The sequence below is a fragment of the bacterium genome (assembly GCA_018812485.1).
GTDB lineage: Bacteria > JAHJDO01 > JAHJDO01 > JAHJDO01 > JAHJDO01 > JAHJDO01.
Genome location: JAHJDO010000014.1, coordinates 1 through 19,529 on the forward strand (window position 1 = coordinate 1; position 19,529 = coordinate 19,529).

General features: G+C 35.5%; 16 protein-coding genes. All 16 read right to left on the reverse strand.

Going from position 1 to position 19,529, the window contains the following annotated elements:
- The coding region (gene pelF / locus KKC91_00905; protein MBU0477116.1) for a GT4 family glycosyltransferase PelF at window positions 1–1,111 on the reverse strand (1,111 nt) is incomplete at its 3' end.
- Between the two features lie 13 nt (window positions 1,112–1,124).
- On the reverse strand, window positions 1,125–2,216 hold the full coding sequence (locus KKC91_00910) for a glycosyltransferase (protein ID MBU0477117.1): 1,092 nt from the start codon (window positions 2,214–2,216) through the stop codon (window positions 1,125–1,127).
- A gap of 24 nt (window positions 2,217–2,240) precedes the next feature.
- A complete protein-coding gene (locus KKC91_00915; protein MBU0477118.1) occupies window positions 2,241–3,191 on the reverse strand; it encodes a phosphoglycerate dehydrogenase in 951 nt (316 codons plus the stop codon).
- Window positions 3,188–3,832: an SIS domain-containing protein gene (locus KKC91_00920; GenBank protein ID MBU0477119.1), complete on the reverse strand. Its 645-nt coding sequence runs from the start codon at window positions 3,830–3,832 to the stop codon at window positions 3,188–3,190. The genes KKC91_00915 and KKC91_00920 overlap by 4 nt, the downstream gene beginning before the upstream one ends.
- A gap of 19 nt (window positions 3,833–3,851) precedes the next feature.
- The gene (locus KKC91_00925) at window positions 3,852–5,414 is read right to left on the reverse strand and encodes a B12-binding domain-containing radical SAM protein (GenBank protein MBU0477120.1); all 1,563 of its coding nucleotides are present in this window, start codon (window positions 5,412–5,414) and stop codon (window positions 3,852–3,854) included.
- A gap of 23 nt (window positions 5,415–5,437) precedes the next feature.
- Window positions 5,438–6,445, reverse strand: coding sequence for a class I SAM-dependent methyltransferase (locus KKC91_00930; GenBank protein MBU0477121.1), 1,008 nt, complete (start codon window positions 6,443–6,445; stop codon window positions 5,438–5,440).
- A gap of 3 nt (window positions 6,446–6,448) precedes the next feature.
- Entirely contained in the window at window positions 6,449–7,498 is a 1,050-nt protein-coding gene (locus tag KKC91_00935; GenBank protein ID MBU0477122.1) for a Gfo/Idh/MocA family oxidoreductase, read from the reverse strand.
- A gap of 38 nt (window positions 7,499–7,536) precedes the next feature.
- Window positions 7,537–9,042, reverse strand: a complete 1,506-nt coding sequence (locus tag KKC91_00940; GenBank protein MBU0477123.1) for a B12-binding domain-containing radical SAM protein — start codon at window positions 9,040–9,042, stop codon at window positions 7,537–7,539.
- A gap of 27 nt (window positions 9,043–9,069) precedes the next feature.
- Window positions 9,070–9,771 (reverse strand): hypothetical protein, encoded by a 702-nt coding sequence (locus KKC91_00945; protein ID MBU0477124.1) that lies wholly within the window; start codon window positions 9,769–9,771, stop codon window positions 9,070–9,072.
- An 11-nt stretch (window positions 9,772–9,782) separates the two neighbouring features.
- Window positions 9,783–10,538 (reverse strand): SDR family oxidoreductase, encoded by a 756-nt coding sequence (locus KKC91_00950; GenBank protein ID MBU0477125.1) that lies wholly within the window; start codon window positions 10,536–10,538, stop codon window positions 9,783–9,785.
- A complete protein-coding gene (locus KKC91_00955) occupies window positions 10,538–11,524 on the reverse strand; it encodes a radical SAM protein (GenBank protein MBU0477126.1) in 987 nt (328 codons plus the stop codon). Before KKC91_00955 ends, KKC91_00950 begins: the two co-directional genes overlap by 1 nt.
- Window positions 11,525–11,526: 2 nt before the next feature.
- On the reverse strand, window positions 11,527–12,300 hold the full coding sequence (locus KKC91_00960; protein ID MBU0477127.1) for a 3-deoxy-manno-octulosonate cytidylyltransferase: 774 nt from the start codon (window positions 12,298–12,300) through the stop codon (window positions 11,527–11,529).
- A gap of 10 nt (window positions 12,301–12,310) precedes the next feature.
- Window positions 12,311–14,140, reverse strand: a complete 1,830-nt coding sequence (locus KKC91_00965) for a hypothetical protein (GenBank protein ID MBU0477128.1) — start codon at window positions 14,138–14,140, stop codon at window positions 12,311–12,313.
- A 12-nt stretch (window positions 14,141–14,152) separates the two neighbouring features.
- Window positions 14,153–15,628, reverse strand: a complete 1,476-nt coding sequence (locus tag KKC91_00970) for an oligosaccharide flippase family protein (protein ID MBU0477129.1) — start codon at window positions 15,626–15,628, stop codon at window positions 14,153–14,155.
- A 9-nt stretch (window positions 15,629–15,637) separates the two neighbouring features.
- Window positions 15,638–17,575, reverse strand: a complete 1,938-nt coding sequence (locus tag KKC91_00975) for a hypothetical protein (protein MBU0477130.1) — start codon at window positions 17,573–17,575, stop codon at window positions 15,638–15,640.
- Between the two features lie 4 nt (window positions 17,576–17,579).
- Window positions 17,580–19,523: a hypothetical protein gene (locus KKC91_00980; GenBank protein ID MBU0477131.1), complete on the reverse strand. Its 1,944-nt coding sequence runs from the start codon at window positions 19,521–19,523 to the stop codon at window positions 17,580–17,582.
- Window positions 19,524–19,529 lie beyond the last annotated feature (6 nt).

Below are 19,529 nucleotides of genomic sequence, written 5' to 3' on the forward strand. Positions count from 1 at the left end.
TTAAATTTATTAATTTATCGTAGATTTCTTCTACTTTTTTAACCTTTAATTTGATATCAAAATATTTCTCTACGCGTCTTCTTCCAGCAAGTCCTATTCTTCTTGCTTCTTCCTTGTTTTTCAGTAATCTAGTAATACTCTCTGCCAATGCCTCTGGATTTCCTGGAGGCACAAGTATGCCAGTTTCTTCATCCTTTACTACCTCTGGTATTCCTCCAACATTAGTAGCCACAACAGGCTTCGATGAGGCCATTGCTTCAAGAACAGCAATACCCAGAGCTTCAGAGATCGAACATAATACAAATACATTTATAATGGAGAGAATGTTAGTAATATCCCGCCTGAAACCAGTAAATATAACTTTTTTGCTAAGACCGACTTCTTTTGCAAGAGACTCTAGTTTGCCTCTTAGCTCACCGTCTCCAACTATCAAAAATCGCACCTCAGGCATTTTCTTTATTATGTATTCCGCTGCTCTCAAGAAGCTTTCGTGATCTTTTAAAGGATCGAGACGCGCAACAATACCCACAACAGGACATTCTTTATCTATCTTAAGCTCATTTTTAAGATTTGCATTATTAACGCTTGTACCAAATTCATTTATATCTATCCCGTTATGAATCGCAATAATCTTTTCATGAGGTATTTTCTCTATTCTTTCAATACATTCCTTAAAATTATTAGATACTGTTATTATTTTGTCAGTACATTTTGATAGTAATTTATCAACCAAAATTTGGCGTTTTAAGACAGGAGAAAATGTTCCGTGCTCTGACGCAATGATAATTGGAACTCCAGCAACCCACGCGCATAGTCTGCCCCATGCATTAGCGGTAAAATTCCATGTATGAACCAAATCTATTTTCTTCTGCCTGATTAAACGAGTTAATTTGAAAATAACAGTAAAATCAAATTTGAATCTTTTATGGAGAAGATGATATTCAATACCAAGTTTTTTTAAATTCTCCTCCATAGGTCCTCCGCGTGTTATACAGCAGACAGTAACATTATACTTATTCTTATCCAGTCTTTTTACCAGCTCTACAAGCTGTCTTTCCGCTCCGCCAATATCCAGAGTAGCAATAATTTGGAGAATATTAGTTTTTTGCATGATAATTATGTTTTTATTTTATTCCGAAGATTATTCCTTTTGCGAGTTCCCTCACTCTATGAAAACTATCTTTACCAGTAAATGTGAGGGAAAAGGCAAAAAGAGATTTTACCATTAGGGGAAATGTGAAGAATGACTTTATAAACTTGCCGCGCGCTTTTTGATAATCTTTTCTATATGTACAGTTAATCCCTAGATGATAGTGATAATGTGCAACACTGTAATAATATGACATAAGTTTCTTTACAGCAGGGTATTCAAAGTTAAGATTTTTGAGAATGTTTCTGAAATTCATCTGGATTTGTTTCAGATCCGCTTTATTAAACTCGCTACCATGGTGCAAAAATAATGCTAGCTTTTTTACTTGTTCAAAATCAATTTCCAGTGCCGTAAAAGTTTTTATATAATAATCAAGAGTATAGCTGTATTCGTTACAAAGACTTTCCAATTTTGCAGATTTGAGCTGCGATTGAGAATGCTGTCTTATCTTTAGAAGATATTCGGGAATATTTAATATAGTATAGTTGTCTGCCAGTAACTTTACCCACAGGTTTAAATCTGCACCTATTAATAATTCAGTGTTATAAAGCCCCATTTGATGGATATGCTGTATTCTCATTAATGAACTCCCGTGATTTACAGGTGAATCAAACAGTGCCTTAAACTTCATATTTCTTATGCCTAGAGGAATCTTATAATAGGATAAAGTGTTGCCATTCTCGTCTATTATTATTGAATAGGAACTAACCACAGAAAGATTTCTATCTTTAGTCATATAACCATACAAAATCTCGAGTCTTTCAGGCATAGAAATATCATCTGCATCCATTCTTGCCATAAACGGGGTTTCTACTAATTCAATCCCTTTATTTAAGGACACAATCTGCCCCATATTCTTTTCGTTTAGGACCAGCTTAATTCTTGTATCCTTGTAAGACTTTATTATTTCAACAGTTCTATCTGCGCTGCCATCGTCAATAATTAAAAAAATAAAGTCTTTAAGTGTTTGATTTAGAATGCTGTCTATAGCTTCTCTTAAATACTTCTCACCATTATAGACAGCCATTAAAACAGTTATAAAAGGATTTGTATTCAAGTTTTCCATTGGTTTTAATTAATATTGTTGTGTTTATAGAATTGTATTTTGATTCTTGAAATAGTCTATTAAATTTTGTACAGCTTCAATTTCCATACTTTTCCTGCACTCAACGGTGTACGATCCAGCATGAGGAGTTAGAATCACTTGGGGATATTTCTTTAAAAGGCCGGAATACGGTTCGCAATTAAATGTGTCCAACCACGCCCCTCTAATTTTACCATTTTCTAGTGCTTGGATCAAAGACTTCTCATCTATTAGTCCCCCTCTAGCAGCATTCAACAAAAAGACACCTTCTTTAATAAGTCGAAACTCATTGCTCCCAATAATCGGATGTTCGCCACTGGCATGAATAGTTATAATATCAGCTATTGGAAGCGCTCGGGCAAGAGAATATAATTTTATCCCGTCTGCTGATCCATTCCTATTTTTGTGTAAGCTTGGCTCAACTGCAATAAGATTGACATTGAAAGGCTTGAGTAATGTAGCAACTTTTTTACCAATTCGACCAAGTCCAATAATTACAACGGTTTTGCCCTCAAGCTGCACGCCAGCCCTCTTTATCCACTTGTTGCCGTGTAAATCCATATTCATCTGTGGAATTTGTCTCAACAGACTTATCATGACGCCTATAGTAAGTTCAGCTACAGCACTTGTTGGTCCATGAGGTGTATAACAAATTTTGATATGTAACTTTCTTGCTACTTTTAAGTCAATGTTTGATATTCCTGAGCCGCATCGCGAAATAACCTTCAATTTGGTTTTTTCTAGAACTTCTCGATCAAGAGGTTCTAAACCAGCAATCAAACCAGCTACATCATCGGATAATAGCTCAAGTAATTCATCTTTAGTCAACCGGCGCTTATAGGGATTTGTAATTATCTCACAACCTGCTTTTGCTAAATGCTCTAAGGGGGTACGATCGTATACACCAAAGACAGAAGGCCCTATTAAGGTCTTTACGCCTTTTAATGGTTTCTTCACTTTTTCTCCATATTTTGTTCTTTCTGTATTCTATGCTGCAACCAATAGGATAATAAATGGCCCATAATTAAATGGATATCTTCAACCGGTCCGAACTCTCCCTTCATTGATTTGACATGAATAACCACATCAGAAAATTCTTTTAGTTTCCCCCCATCAAATCCGACAAGAGCCATGACCACACCGCCTTGGGCTTTAACCCATTCAGCTGCAGTAACTATGTTTTGCGAATTCCCACTTGCTGAAATAGCGACAAGCTTATCTCCACGCTGATAATGAATGCGAAGCTGATCAACAAATAAATTATCATATCCATCATCGTTTGCTATCGCAAGCATAACGGCTGTATTATCAGTCAATGATAGAACACGAAATGGTGTGTCAGTTTTGGTTCTTTTGCGGATGTCATTGCCAAAGTCATTTGCCATATGTGAGGCAGTTACAGCAGAACCCCCATTTCCAATGAAGAAGATTGTATTGCGATTTTGCCGAGCCTTTTCCATTTCATCAGCAAATGCCGCAATGGCATCCAAATCAAGCTCATTTAGCAATTTAAGAAAATAGCTGAAATAATGTTTGGAGAATTGTTGAATATTTGAAGATTTTTCAAGTAACTGTTCTATGTTGTGTCGAGTAGACATCTTTTATCTCCTCCTTTAGTTATTTAATGCTCCTCATCGAAGCGTACCCACGGACTTTATTTGTCTGGATAAAATCCCATTTTGATTCTTTGTCTGTGAGACGATAAAATATTCGTTTTAATATGTCAAAAATAATCTTATTTAAAAAATTGTCTCCCTCTGCTATCCATATCAATCCATAAAAGATTTTCGGAAGTTTAAAATATAATTGAAACGTTTGAAACAGACCACGTAGAGTCTTATTAGAAATCTGTCTAAGGCTAAGGCATGACTCTGCTCTATAAACATTTTCGTATTTTTTTTCTTTGCAAGGATCAAAAAAGTTCTCTTTTATACACAAATTTCGTAGTTCAGTGCCGCGATAGGGATGAAAAAAGGTAAGCGTGGTCGTAGTAGGATTTGCTTTTCTGTTAAGTTCTATGGTATCAAATATATGTACTCTTTTCTCATAGGGTATTCCAATCATATTAAACGATGAACTGCGTATTTTATATTTTCGCGCTAGACTAAATACATAAATTATCTGATCATTTTTATAAATTCTTCCTAATACGTCTTTTCTTATTTTTGGATTCCCTGATTCTAGCCCAACACATACGTTGCGACAACCTGCATCAACCATCTTAGCAAACGCCCATTCTTCTATGAGCCCGGGATGTAAGCTGACAGAAAATGGAAGATCAACGTGTTTCTTATAGAGCCTGCAAAAATCATCTAATATCTCGCGTTCGTGGAGTGGGAAAATATCATCTATAAAAAACACAAAATTCAGATTGTATTTTTCTTTGTAGGACACTATTTCCTTAATTAATAAATCGGGTTTTTTAATTCTGTAAAATTCCCCCTTATGTTTATATATTCGAGATAATGCAAAATTCCCACAGTATTTACAACGAAACAAACATCCTCGAGTCATAGAGAAAATTCCCATCCTATACATTTTACCACCTAATGGTCTTAAAATGTGTCGCTGGTCAAAGATATCCCAATCTGGAAGAAGGATTTTATTAACATCGAGTAATGGCCTAACCTCGTTTTTGTAAATCTCCCCATTTTCTTTAATCCACATATTTTTTATATTTTTAATATCTTTTCTATGTTGCATTTTATTACATAACTCACTTATTGCCTCTTCTCCTTCACCGATGCATATCATATCCACACAATCCTCTGCAATCACTTCATCTGGAGCAAAGGTCGCTGTAGATCCACCAACTATTGTTATTATATTCTTATGTTTAGTTTTAATTTTTTTTAGCAGTTCCAAACCAAAATCGTAATTAGGATCAACCGCGCTCATGGCAATTATATCAGGATTAAATGATTTAGTTACGCATTCAAGTTCAGCCATGACATCAGTATCTTTTTCTATTAATCCGTATTTTTTAAGATCTGGATTGCGTACCTGTAATGATAGAGCACGCAGTTCTTCATCATTTTGAATATCGCTGCATTTCATGAATGTTGTGTCAAAAACCTTGACCTCATGACCATCCCTTTTTAGGTACGAAGACAGATAGCTGATACCAAGTGGCATACGTGTTGTCATTACTTTATTGGGATACAGAAAAAGAATCTTCATATTAATTCGTCATCTCCCAAAGTTTATTTTTTTATAGCTGCAATGCGAACATGAGAACTCAATTGGGACTGTTGTAAAAATTCTTGAAACAAATGCAATACGCTCTCATTGCGCTTACAGAAAACATATTTCCAGAAATTATGAAGTGGAATATCAGGATTTCTCTCATAGGTGTTTTTAACTATTTCTACGTCAAGTCTCCCCGGAGTACTGGCTTCAATTATCTCAAATCCCGCCATTTCTATCTGGCCTGTCAATGCTTCCATAGACAGGAGATTAATACGGTCGAGTGGGATGATATTGGGAGAATATTCTCCTAATATTTGATACTCAAAACCGCTGATTGTTGTTGAAGTAATAAGCAATAGTCCATTCTTTCTGCATGCCCCATATGCATCTTTAAGTAACTTCATGGGCTCAAAGACTCTCTCTATCACTTCAAATGCCAAAAATAGGTCGATTTTACTTTTAATAGCTTTATTACTTTCAATAATCTTAACGTTCTTAGGGAGTAGATTTTCTTGCTCAAAACATTCAGGCAAAAGTGATAGGATAGATTTAAAAATATTTATATTAGCAACTTCTTGTAACAAAGTTGGATATTTTGTTGCGTAATCTAAAAGAACCGTTGTATTTGAGAGGTATTTTGCAGCCAGCTCCATTATCCATTGGACACGAAGTGAAAAAACTTTTTTAGATCGAGATTCTAACGTATTTTTCATATAGGTATTTCTGAAAAACCGACCCGCCAGAGAATCTTTATAAAAACCTCTTAGCATCTCTGCTGTTGGTCTAGGAGAAACATAGAGAGAACCACACTTACTACACAAATGGTAATTAAATCCCAACTTTTTAAATGCAAATTTCGAATCCTTAGCTGAACAGCCTGGGCAACTAATCGTTATAAACATAGAATTGTTGGGAAATATTTTTTGTATGTCTTCAAGAAGAAGATGCTTATATTTATTGTAAACATCTTCTGAACGAATGTCTGACTCCTTCAAATTATCTAAAAACACAACATTTTTCATTACCTATTTCCTCCTAAGAGCGTTTCTAAATTTCCATCGCTCATCAGCATTATAAATCTTCTGGACCAATTCCATGGTCTTTACTGCATCTTCAACGCCACCATTAGAGACAGGTTTGTTTTCCATTATATACCCTACAAACTCATTAACTTCAACAATCCATGACTTATCGTCATCATAATATGTTATGCTTTCTTGCGGATTAGGCAGAGGATATCCCTTTTTGTCATAAATACAAGAAGCGATTTTCAATGTTTCTTTACCGTATAATTGCGTTGAAGACAATATCCCGTCTATCTCCAAATACCCCCTTTCTAGATATATTTCCAGAAGAAATTTGTGCCGCCATTGCGTTGCTGACGAATGGAGCATTGCTGTCTGACCTGTGCTACTATTACGCATCATAACAAAAGCATTGTCTTCAACCCCAACTGACCAAAATGAATGTCCGATAAAACTTTTTATTTCATCAAACCCTCCGCAAAAATACCGGAATAAGTCTAACATATGAATCCCTTGGTCTATCAAGATTCCTCCACCGGATAAACTTTCATTGTTTCTCCAGTTATTATCGTATCCAGAACCCCCAGCCTTTCCATAAACACCCCTTAACCACATAACCTGCCCTAAATGTCCCTTATCGACAATAGACTTGGCATCGATTACTGCCTCATGATAGCGATGATTAAAGCCAAATTTAACCTTAACCTTTGATTTTTTTAGTGAAGCATTGTGTATGCTTTTGGCATCCTCTAACGTCTTTCCCGGAGGTTTCTCACTAAATACATGAATCCCTCGTGATATTGCATCAATAACAATTTCAGTAGTGTAGCAATTATAGGTGCATACAAAAACCATATCAGGACATTTATCTAATAATTTTTTATAATCGGAATAGTACGGCACTTTGGAATTCTGGACTGCCTCGGTGTTTATATCACAAAGACCTATTAACTCTAAATGGGGACAAGCCTTAATACATTCATTGCGTATTTTACCAACCTTACCGTAACCTATTATTCCTGCTTTAAGGGGATTTTTTATTTCATTCATGATATTTTTTAATGCTTCCTCCTAAAAAGAGTCTCCAATCAAGAACTTTTGCCAACATTAAAATATTTTTCCTGATAAACCTTTCTTAACTCCTCAAATATCCTGTTACCTTCTGCATCAAACTTTTCGGCTCTTTTTATTTTTTGCCAATACTTTTTAGGCATTCTTGCATACAGGGAAAAAGTCCTTCTTAATCCTATAATTTCCTCCCTTGATAACTGAGGCATATTAAGAGATGCATCAACATTCAATGATCCGGGATTGAAACTCTTTGAGATATATCCTCTTTCTACGCAAACTTTATGCAAAGGAGTCCCATGAAAAGGAGAAAAAGCAAGAGCATTTGTAGTATCAAAAGTTAACTTTCTGTTTAATTCAATTGTATCAAAAACGAGTTCTCTGGTTTCATCTGGAAAACCAATTATGTTATTTACCGTCAAGGGAATTCCAGCGTCTGCGAGTATTTTAGAAACCTCAATAATTTTTGTGTTATCAAATTTTTTCTTGAGCACTTTTTTCCTGAATTCCTCGTTCCCATGTTCTAAGCCAATGGACATTCTATGGCAACCGATCTCTTTCAGTTTCCTGGCTCTATACTTTGTAATCGTTTCTACTCTTGATTGCATCCAGAAGGGGAGTTTAAATTCACTATATATCTTTACAAATCTATCAAATTCACTGTCATTCATTGTCAGGAAAGTATCTGACGTAAAATAAATATACTCAGCGTCCCATTTTTTAATTAAATATTGCAGTTCTTTTTGAATCTGATTTATGCTTTTCTTTCTGAAAAAAGTTTTAAAATCATTTCTTCTATATAATTCATCCATGGACGGAGAATTACAAAAAGTGCATGCATAAAGACATCCCCTATTTGTCTCTATGGGTACTGTCCTATAAATCTGCCCAGCCATAGGTCGAAAAAGTCTTTCTGGTTCAAAGAGACTGTAATCAGGAATGGGCAAAGTCTCTAGATCAATTGGTTTTCTTAACCTATTTTTGATTATTTTATTCCCTTTTTTAACCCAGAGATTCTCTATATTCAAGTAATCCCTATTTGCTGCTATTTTCTTGCAGATTTCAACAAGTGCTCCTTCGCCTTCGCCCAAACAAACTATGTTAACATTCTTGTTTGAAAGCACAATTTCTGGAGCAAATGTTGCAAAGACCCCTCCTACTATAATCGGAATATTAAAATTTTCGATTGACTTAAGCAAAAATGTAGCTATAGGGTAAGTACATTCCAAGACAGAGACGGCAATTAAATCAGGATTAAATTCTTCTGCTTTCTTTATTAAATCAGATCCCATATTTGTTTCTTTTAGCTTGACACCTCTTTGACCGTAGTCGAATGGTCTGACCTGTAAATTTTTCTCCTTTGCATCATCAGAGGATATTTCATCTCTGGTGTAAAATGTTGTATCAAACAAATCTACCTCAAAATGTTCCTGTTTCAATAAGGCAACGAATATTCCTACCGAGATCGGTGGCGGATTCAATAATTTACCATTCGGATATAGGATTAACACTTTGAACTTCTTCACAAATCTCCTTCTGCTAATAAATATTCATTAAAAACGCTCTAATGCTTCAAATATCTTATTATCTGACATACTTCCAATCCAAACTTTATTCTTCACTTCTTGAGAGGGCCACCACGAACCACTGTTAATAAATTTTTTATATCGAAAATAATCCAGGCCTACATGATAATGTTTCTTCTGTGCATCATGCAAAATTACTATACCTGCAGGTAAAAGGATTTCTTTAACCGTTTGAATACAATGTCTTCTAAAGCGCGCATCTACAATCACAATATCGAATTTTTTCTTAAATTTCTTGGGAAAGGCAACATAGGTTTTCTCGTTTTCTAACTTCGGACTAAAAACTCCACAAAGAGGAGGTGTTACCCAGTCGGGTTTTTCCCAAAATGGCTTAAATTCTTTGACATATAATGAAACGTATGTCTCCAGATTTCTCTTTTTTACCATTAATTTGACCTTTTCATACCAGCTTATGCTATTTTCTATTGAATGCCATTCAAATTCTATGCCTTTTTTGCGGAGATAGTTTGCGTAGTAAACGGTACTGAATCCACTGCCCCACTCAAAGACCCTAATTTGCTTCTTGCCTGTGACATTATCAAAAACTTTCTTAAATATCTGCCTCTCTTTTCTTGTCTGTGCGGGCAATCCTAGTATACGATTCATAGCCATTCTACCGTCAAAATACAATAAAACTTCAAGCCATTTTATAAGCTTTTTTGTGTTCATAAGTCCGCCCTTTATTCTCCGCCTGTCAAAGAAACTATTTGTCCATTCATATATGCTGACTTGCTGTTCAAAAGACACATAATCCACCAAGCGGCTTCATCAGGGGTGCCCATCCTTTTTGCCGGGATTAATTGTATTCTCTCATCAAGGTCTTTTATATGACGCCGATGAAATGGCGTGTCAAAAACGCCCAGTCTTAAAGCATTAATTCTTATTCCTAAAGGAGCACAATATCGGCTTAAAGAAAAGGTCATCGTCTCTAGAGCAGACTTCGATAAACCATAAAATAATGTGTGAAGACTCCCCCCAAATTTAGCAGCAATACTTGATATATTTACTATAGACCCCTTTATTCCATCCTTTTCCATTCTTTTTATTGCAAGTCTGCTTAACCGAAATGGCGCTTTCAAGTTCAAGGCTAAATCTGCCTCCATATCCGCTTCTGCAATATCGGGAAAGTGCTTACGGATACTCACATCTCCTGCATTATTAACCAATCCATCTATCCCGCCAGCCCAGTCTGTAAAGCTCTTAAAAAGGTACTGCGTTTCTTGAATACTCCGTAAATCCGCTTTTAAAATACACAAATTCTCTTTCACATCAATCTTTGTGTCTGACACTAATTCTTCGCTATCTGGCTTATTTTTGCAATAATGTGCTCCGACACGGGCTCCTCGCTTCAATAATTCATTAACAAGGACTCTGCCGATACCACCCGAAGCGCCAGTTACTAATACCCTAAACCCGTTAAAATCCTTATCTGGCATTATTCTCCCCCTTTCTCTAAAACACTTGTTTTAATGATTTGAGCTGATCGTAACGGACAATCTAAGCAGCTTTCTATTGTATGAGCACGGCCATCATCGTGAATTTTTCTCATTTGCATCAGTTTATCAGATTTCCATGCTTCTTCGATACTTATCTCAGGAACTTTACCAAGACACATTTTGCAAAAGGTATCGTTCACGCAAGGCATGACTCGTCCGTCCCAAGAAATTGTCATGCGTTGCCAGAGTTGAGGACAAATCCAATCGCTCTTACCTAATGCTACACGGTTAACTTCATTTTTTAAGTCAATGTATGCAACCTCATCAACAATCTCATCCCAAAATTCACAATAGTTCTCTATGTTTGATTTTAATTCTTCAAGTAATACTGTCTGCACCCTTACCCAAGGAAGAGATTTGTTGAGTTTTTCTTTGATTGACATAAAGTTTTTGATATTTTCTAACGTTTTTTCAAAAACAGCCCCAACTCTCTGTGATTCATAAAATTCTTTTTCATAACCTTCAAAAGAAATAATTATTCGGTCTATTCCAGACTCAATTAAGGTTTTGGACTTGGCTTCGGTAAGTAACACAGCGTTGGTGTTTATGAATACATCTATGATTCCTTTATCCTTTGCGTAAGAAATCATCTCAGGAAGCTTTGGATGGAGAAGCGGCTCCCCTCTCCAGTTCAGCTTAAGAGAATACAACCCCTTCTCGCTTCCTTCGTCAATGATGGACTTATACCTTTCTAATTCCATCAAGCCATTCCCAAAATTGGCATGTGTTGTAATGCAGAAATCGCATTTTAGGTTGCATGATGACGTTGCCTCAATATCTAAATGAATTGGAAAACGGCCAACTCTTCTTTTGCTGGGATATTCTTCCCATTTTTTTCGGTATTCCTTGTATCTCTCCAAATCAAAAGGAGACAACCCCCTTTTTTTGAGCCTATGGAAATTACCATTTATCTCTATCTTTGACATATTCAATCCTCACTCAACATCTGATAAACAGAGTCATTTTCCAATGCCTTTTCAACATTTATCAAATCATCAGGGGTATCTACTCCGATTGTTTGCATTTCTGTTATTAAAATGTGTAGAGGCAGATCATGGTCAATCGCACGTAACAAATCAATCCCTTCCTGTAATTCCAGAGGGCCTTCAGGAAGCTTTGAAAGTTTCACACAAAAATCGCTCCTGAATCCTAGAATTGGAACTTGACGATAAACAGGATATTTTCTTTCGTTGATCAATGCTGAAGGTATGGGATATCGGGAAAAATACGCAACACGCTTTTTGATAGTACTAACTACCTTTACTGTATGAGCAGAATTCATTTCAACTTCAGTCTTGATTTCAGAAACAGGATTTACGCATTGTATCTCAGCATTATTCTTCAATTCCTTTACCACATCATCAATAAGCTGTGGATTCAACAACGGCTCATCCCCCTGAATATTTAAGATAATATCGCACGGGATTTTTTCTGCCACTTCAGCCACCCGATCATTGGACCTCGTGTGTTTATTTGACGTCATTATTGTCCGCGCGCCAAATCCTTCCGCAATGTCCTTGATTTCTTCATCGCAGGTAGCAATCACCACATCATCCAGAAAGTTACTCAACAAGCTACGCCTCCATACATGCCATATCATTGGCTTCCCACGTATTAGTTTTAAAGGTTTTCCAGGAAAACGGCTTGAAGCCATACGGGCGGGGATTACACCTAATACCGGTACTTTTCTGTTTGCGTTCATAAAAGCTCCTTTATAAAAAAACCTTCATTTTTTCTTTAGTCGGTTTTGTAAAATACTCAGATAATGCCTGTTTTGCAATCTTATGAAACGTTTCCCTGTCTCCGTCAAGAAGTGTTCCGATTAATTGCAGTTGTTCTTTTATCTCAGAAGCAGTATTAACAGGCTTCAAAGGATAATCGGGGGACATAAAAGGATCGTAATAAAAAGTATTATCAGGAATCACACGAATAACCGGAGTGCCCATTACCACAGATTCCATTACGGTTATTGAAAAGCCTGTTGAGATAACAGCATACGATTTCGGAAGCCAGTCCTGAATGATTCCTCCATCAGCAAATTTATAATCCCTCATCCCAATACTGAACAGGAACCTCGTCAGTGTCCTTCTTGACAGCAAAGGATGTGTTCTTATGTATACCCTGTAACCTTGTGTATTCTTTAATGCTTCCTTTACTTTTAGAAAAAGTTCAAATGCAAGATTATGGCTGGATGTAAATGCAAGAGGAAGCATAAGCACCTTCTTTTCATTACACAGATTATCTTTACTGCTTGAGTTATGTACATATACGGATTCGAATCTAAGGTTAGGACCTGAGTATAATATCTCTCGAGGAAACCCCGCTTTTTCATGCAGTTTAACATAAATTGGACCGCTGTAAATAATTTTATCAGGCAAAGGATGATGATCTTTTTCTCCAGGAGCTAAGTGATAAGCCAGTTGGTTTGGGAAAAATGTGGTATGTTGGAAACCAACAATTTTGGAATCTGGAAAGAACGTTCGACAACCAAGGATAAAGGACTTTTCAGGGGTATTGTTCTCAAATGGATAGTAAAAATAATCAATTTCAAATCCCAGTTCCTTCAATCTCTTAAGCATGGCATAACATAAATTCAGGTTAAGAAGTTCTCTTTGGAATGGTTGTTCTTTCAGTATCTCAATAAATATAGGTCTAATATCTATTTTTTTAATTTCAATATTACTTACATGCTTTTTTAGTAATTTATAATCATTGTATAGTGCTCTGAAATAGTCTGACACTTTCAGATATTGATCAGGAATCAAAAAAGACAATTCTTGCTTCTTTGCCAGAGCGTATATTTTATCTATAGATTCGTGGCAATTATAGAACATGGGAAGGATCCATACCTCATAATTATTAGCACGCAACCACTCCGGCAAAGGACCAAAATTTCTATCTTTTAATTTTCCAGATTTATCAATAGTAACCCAGCTTCTTATAACCACCCTTTTCTTTGCGTGCGTTTTTTTCGCCTTATCTGGTTTAAACAAAGCTAATACAGCTCTACGGCTTTGCAGTCTCTCCAACAAAAAATAAAAAATACTTACACCATAGATCAACCATCTCTTTATAATCGTCATATATTCATTCAATCTTATCCTCTTGGTCACAACCTGATATTCATCTTTCTTTGCAACATTTGAAATGCAATCCGCCAATGCGGAACTGTCCACAATAAATATTAAATCCTTATCTGAATCAGAGAGTATTTTTTTTGCGCAAAATAAATATGTAGTATTAAGGTGTAATCGCGATGCAGAGGTACTTCCAGAAGCAAAATTCGCACCCCACCACTCAAGTGAATCGTCTTTCCTATTTAATTCTGAAATTAGATGCAAAAAAGCGCCCTTGATTTCTTGAAAGGTTTCGTTGAACAAACCGGACAGAGTCTTAATCTCTATCTTATCACCTAGTTTATTTTGCAAGTATACTAAATGGGCAGTATCATCACTTAAATAGTAACATAATGAATTTGAGCCAATTGACTTTGGAATCAAGGTTTTTGCAAATTTTTTAGGAATTAGAGTTACACGGTTCATAGATGCCTTTTTCTAGGAGGTCTTTTTCTTAAATGAAATTATATTTTTAACCAAATTATAATTCTCTTTGGTAAGAAGTCTTATTCTGAGGCCAACATACGCATAACATAATAAAGATGTCAATTTGACCATTAGGCGAATAGAATACTCAACTGAAAAATTCCTCAGTATAATCATCAGAAGAGAAGAACCAAAAAATACCAGAAAAATTGCTGCTATTTTCTTGTATTCCCACTTAATCTCGTAGTAGTGTTGAGCAACTACAAAAAAAATTGACCCGGAAATTAGTCCTGCTATAAACGTTGCCCATGCGGCACCAATAGCGCCCCACTTAATTATAAAAGGTATATTTAGCAGAATATTCAAGCCGATTGCCACCATGGTAAGAAGAGAGGCAATATGAGTCTTCTTCGTGAAAATAAGTTGATTGCCAGTTAGTTTTCCGAAAAATAGAAATCCGTAATACATGGAAAGAATAATGACGATATTAATGGCACTATGATAAGACGATGGAGTCAACACAGATATAATCTCTTCCGAAAATAAAGCTATAATAAGAGCAATAGCAATAGAAACATAAGCAAACGGAGTTAGATATCTGCCAACTGATTCTCCGCCTTTTTCTTTCAGGTCAAACATCTTTTTATACGTTTGGGGTATGAACACATGTTCCAATGATGTCATATAGTTAAAAACGAAATAAGATATTCTTTGTCCAATACTGTATATGCCTACGCCACCCAGTGACGCCAAGAGACCAATCATGTATTTATCAAATTGAGATCCTATGACTCCAAAAAATATTCGCGGCGTTAAAGGATAACTTATTTTAAGTGATTCCAATAATAGCTTTTTGCTGAATGACAATGGTAATAAAGTCAGGGATTTATAACTCAATATAAAAAACATTATAATTGAAGAAAACAATTGCGCATAAACTAACCCGATTACACCAATTCGTAGGAAAGCTATCATATAAAGAGATAGAACAAAGCTAATTAAAATGTATGCTATGGTATAAGCTACATAATGTTTAGCTTTCTCTGAATTCTTGAAATATGCCAAATAATACTGGTGCAGCCTGGTTACAGAACTGGCGCAAAAGGCGCAGAGCATGATACGAACATATAACGGGGAATGGAAAATAAGATTGGATAAGGGAACCCTGAACAAGTAAGTTAAAACAAGCAAGAACAAAAAATTGCAGGTTACAAACAGCAAAGTTGTATATAGTAATTGCGCAGACTTCTGTTTATCGTTTCTATATTTGAAATAATTACGGTCATAAGATGCCACCATGCCAAAGTTTACCAAACCGGCAGCAAATGTAGCATATACTTGCGACAAAGCCAAAACACCGTAATCTTCTTTAGTTAATATTCTTGTAAAGATAGGAAGCGTAATAAAAGGCATCAGAGTATTAATTAACATTGGCAACATGTAAAAAAAAGAGTTTTTAATTTGTTCCTGCTTATCTTTGTTATTCATATAATGTATTTATTTTTTTAGCAATTGTCTGAACCTTGTTAAGGCCAAACCATCAAGTGATGATTCGACTTTCCCCTTTATATATTGGTCCAAATAGTTATTGTATTCTTCATCATTAACCTTGTATAAAAGAGAATCAATTCTTTCCTTAAGATTTGCATATCCATGTATTACTAATCCGGGGATATTGTCATAAATAGTACCGCGATGCTTATTCCCGGATTCATACCAGATGGCCTTTTTCCTTGCACCAAGAGCCTCAACCGTCGGAGACGAATAACAATGTGTTATTACCAAATCACTGGCTGCCATAATGGACGGGGTATCGCCTGAATCTCCTGCCCAATAAACTTTTGGGTTTCGCTTTAAAATGTTCCATAAGTGAATAATATCCCTGCCTCTTTTGGCAGAAGACCATTGCGAGTAAGGTGACACAAAAAAAGCTTCATCCTTAGACGACTTAATTATTACCAGAATATCCTCCCTTTCATCCAATAACGTTATTATGTCCTGGTAAAAATAGATTGCATCTTGAAAAGTAGTAGGAGCGTCCTCCGAGTCTACGAAAGTTGTATCAAAAAAAACTAGTATTTTTGTTTCGCTATTTATATTAAGCTTGAAATGTTCTAATATTAATTTTTTTTCCATCTCCTTTGAGCTTTTAGACACCATCTCTGAATAGATGTTGCCAATAATATGATATTTTCTCACTTTTGGTAAATGTAATCCGTGATAACTAACCATATCCTCGTGTACTGCAAGATAATTATCGCTGTTCAAAAATGCCCACAATATATTACGATAACAGTTGAAATCATCATCCTTGGCGTAGATTAATCCTCTCCCTATAGAAAAGGCATAATCCCATGTTTCTCCGCCTTGCTCTCTCACAAGAATATTGATAGCTAATTGCCTTAGTGATTCCTGATTTGTATATATATAATTTTTAAAACTTACACGGTTAAAGATTATCTGCTGTTCAATAAAGGTATTCAGACTGTGTATAGAGGCTGATAAAAATGTCAATAAAGAACTGTTGAATCTTATCGCTATTCCTAACAGTGCAAAAAAAACATCACTTATCCGGTTAGTTGAAACATTAGATATTATGTATTTGTATATCCCTTGCCCTCTTAGAAAGTTATACCCCTTCTTCTTATAAGAAGTCAGCCATTCATCATCGACCGAGATATTAAGCATGAATATGGTATTTTCTATATTGATTTTCTTATGATCTAATATAAAGTCAAAGTTTCTCCCACCCTTGAACTTGATTAGAAATACTTGATCTATAGGAACTGCATATTTGAAATGACTAATACTCGGGGAGGCTGCATGAATTAATCTTCCTGTGATTATTAACGCGACCTTAAGAAGAAGATAGAAAAACGTTTTTCCAAAAAACCTGAGCTTGTCGCATATTCTGATAATAGGTAATAGGGGGAGAATCCAATTGCAAAAGTCAATGTTTTTAAGAGCATTTATTTTGTAATTACTATGCTCAGCAATCATTTTTTCATAGAATCTATAATAGTCAGGGTAAAAAAGTATTTTTTGCAAACCTGCTCTTTCCCCTTCGGCATTTAAATAATTGTTTATATAAATATACTTAAATATTTCTTCCAACAACGATTTCTTAAATATCAAATCTATTTCATTGCTTCCATAAAGACCGGCAATAATTCTCTGCAACCTTTTATTTTTCAAATTATTATATATTACTTCTGTCTGGTCAATAGCTCTGCCGTGCTCTTTAGTATGGGGTTTAATATAAATCCTAATGATTTTTTCAGCATTTATTAATCGTCGCAGCCACGTGCATTTCTTCATGTCATAAGTAAAGTCAAAAACATATATCTTATGCCTTCGCTGTAAATGATACATTATGATGGGATAATGTATTAATCGAATTCTTTCAAAGACTATTTTTATTTCTTTTTCTGACATAAGATTAGTACCAGCCTATTAAGCATAAAGTTACCAAAGACATCAGGTCTGTGCATTCTGTGCCAATTAGTTCTGTGCCGTTTAAGTAAGCATCTACAATCTTTCGCATATATTGAAGATTGAAATAATCTTCTTGCAATATACTTTCGTACGGATAACCTTTAATCAATTCTTTGAAATAAGTTGACACAAAAGATTCAAAAAGAATTTCATTGAAATGGCAAAATCCATGATTTACGTCGTAAAGATAAGAGTGAGGTCCAGTCTGAAAATCTATAGGGTAGTCCAGATTATTTGCAAGCATCCATTTTAGGGGATACTTGGTAGGTTTGAGCTCAAGTCCTCTTCCCCAATTTTCAGGCATTTCGCTGAGAAAACGCTGTAACCTGCCATCCCAAAAAGGCGATCTAATTTTCATGGCACCTGCAACAAGTCTTGTTTCAAATGTCCTGACAGCACTACTCTGCCAATGAAAACTGTTGTAGAGATATAACATCCAAGCATAAAGTGTTTCAGGAGTTAAACTATCGACTGCATCCCTAAGATAGATTCTATATATTTCGTTTTCAAATTTTTTAGCTCCATCATATGTAAGCATTTTTTTGTTCAAGACGCTGTAAAATGGCATACGTTTACTCCCGAGGAAAAACGAACTAAGATATTTAAAGCACCGTTGTTTTTTATGCAAATCGCTTTTATCATCAAAAATAGCCGGCTTTAAGCGTTCTTTAAGAAATTTATAGACAATATCACTCTTATAATCGTTATTTATAACACGTCCGAAGAACTTAGCCCCGTAAAGATAAGAAGCCATTTTGTCGCTGTATTCACGGAATCCCAAATCGGGATGATCTAAAATCGTAGCAAATTGTGAAAAGCCTAAATTATGCGCGCCATCGCTTATTTCACCTGAAAAAACAGCATCTTTAGCGCTGCCGTGTTTTAAAACAAAATCGGATAATCTATAAGGATTGTAAGCAGTTATTGTGTAAATATGCTGTCTTCGCAAAGGAGCACGTATAATTTTCCAGTAATCTACAGCACCCTGATTGCATAAATCCAAGGGAACTATATCTACTTGAATTTTATAGTACTGCGCAAATTTTTTGGCTCTGTCTACCTCAAATTGATTGATAGTGCCAGAGCGCGCTGAATAATTCATCTGCCCGATGATACCTCTAACCTTTGATTTTCTATTATGTTTAGCTAATATTGCTAAAAGCGCTGTGGAATCCCACCCGCTTGAAAGAAAGATCCAATTACAGTGATTTGAGCTTCTAATTCTTACCGCATCTTCAAGAATATCGGCATACTCACGGTGTTCGCGCTCACCAAACTGCCGCGAATTAACAGGAGTAAATTCTATCTCTTTTATTCTAATAGCATTGTTATCAAATACTAAATATTCACCAACTCCAAGGCGTTTAATCTCTTTATAAATAGTATGTTTCTTTGGAACACATCCTCCGTAAACTGTTAATAGACCAGCCAGTGCTTCCTGAGAGTAGTGAACCCCGCCTATAAGTTTAACTATTTTTTCTAAATCACTGGAAACAATTGCTTCTTTAGATTTAAACGCATAGAAAGCCTCTGTACGATTAAAAGCATCTCCAAAAATTACCGCTTTATTAGACCCGTATATTGAAATGCCTATAAAATTCCCTTCTAAATATTTAGGGATATCTTCAATCATATGGTTTTCAAACGTATGTTCTAGGATTGCTTTTCCCCTGTCAGAAGCAATATTTGATGGTGCATATGTTCCATTATGTGACTTCACCGCATAAATCATGCCCCAGATAAAAACTCTTCTATTCCCTTTAAGGCAGAGAGCAACAAATGGTTTATCGGAAATAACTAATATATTTTTCGATTGAAACAGAATAAATTGTTTTTTTAGACCACTTTTTGCTTTGGCGATGCATGAACTTCCAAAATAAATATCCATAATTTG

Excerpts from the sequence above, each read along its gene's own strand:
- KKC91_00930 (MBU0477121.1), bottom strand. The coding sequence starts at position 6,445 with ATGAAAAATGTTGTGTTTTTAGATAATTTGAAGGAGTCAGACATTCGT.
- KKC91_00935 (MBU0477122.1), bottom strand. The coding sequence starts at position 7,498 with ATGAATGAAATAAAAAATCCCCTTAAAGCAGGAATAATAGGTTACGGT.
- KKC91_00910 (MBU0477117.1), bottom strand. The coding sequence starts at position 2,216 with ATGGAAAACTTGAATACAAATCCTTTTATAACTGTTTTAATGGCTGTC.
- KKC91_00955 (MBU0477126.1), bottom strand. The coding sequence starts at position 11,524 with ATGTCAAAGATAGAGATAAATGGTAATTTCCATAGGCTCAAAAAAAGG.
- KKC91_00975 (MBU0477130.1), bottom strand. The coding sequence starts at position 17,575 with ATGTCAGAAAAAGAAATAAAAATAGTCTTTGAAAGAATTCGATTAATA.
- KKC91_00980 (MBU0477131.1), bottom strand. The coding sequence starts at position 19,523 with ATGGATATTTATTTTGGAAGTTCATGCATCGCCAAAGCAAAAAGTGGT.
- KKC91_00920 (MBU0477119.1), bottom strand. The coding sequence starts at position 3,832 with ATGTCTACTCGACACAACATAGAACAGTTACTTGAAAAATCTTCAAAT.
- KKC91_00965 (MBU0477128.1), bottom strand. The coding sequence starts at position 14,140 with ATGAACCGTGTAACTCTAATTCCTAAAAAATTTGCAAAAACCTTGATT.
- KKC91_00970 (MBU0477129.1), bottom strand. The coding sequence starts at position 15,628 with ATGAATAACAAAGATAAGCAGGAACAAATTAAAAACTCTTTTTTTTAC.
- KKC91_00945 (MBU0477124.1), bottom strand. The coding sequence starts at position 9,771 with ATGAACACAAAAAAGCTTATAAAATGGCTTGAAGTTTTATTGTATTTT.
- KKC91_00960 (MBU0477127.1), bottom strand. The coding sequence starts at position 12,300 with ATGAACGCAAACAGAAAAGTACCGGTATTAGGTGTAATCCCCGCCCGT.
- KKC91_00925 (MBU0477120.1), bottom strand. The coding sequence starts at position 5,414 with ATGAAGATTCTTTTTCTGTATCCCAATAAAGTAATGACAACACGTATG.
- KKC91_00950 (MBU0477125.1), bottom strand. The coding sequence starts at position 10,538 with ATGCCAGATAAGGATTTTAACGGGTTTAGGGTATTAGTAACTGGCGCT.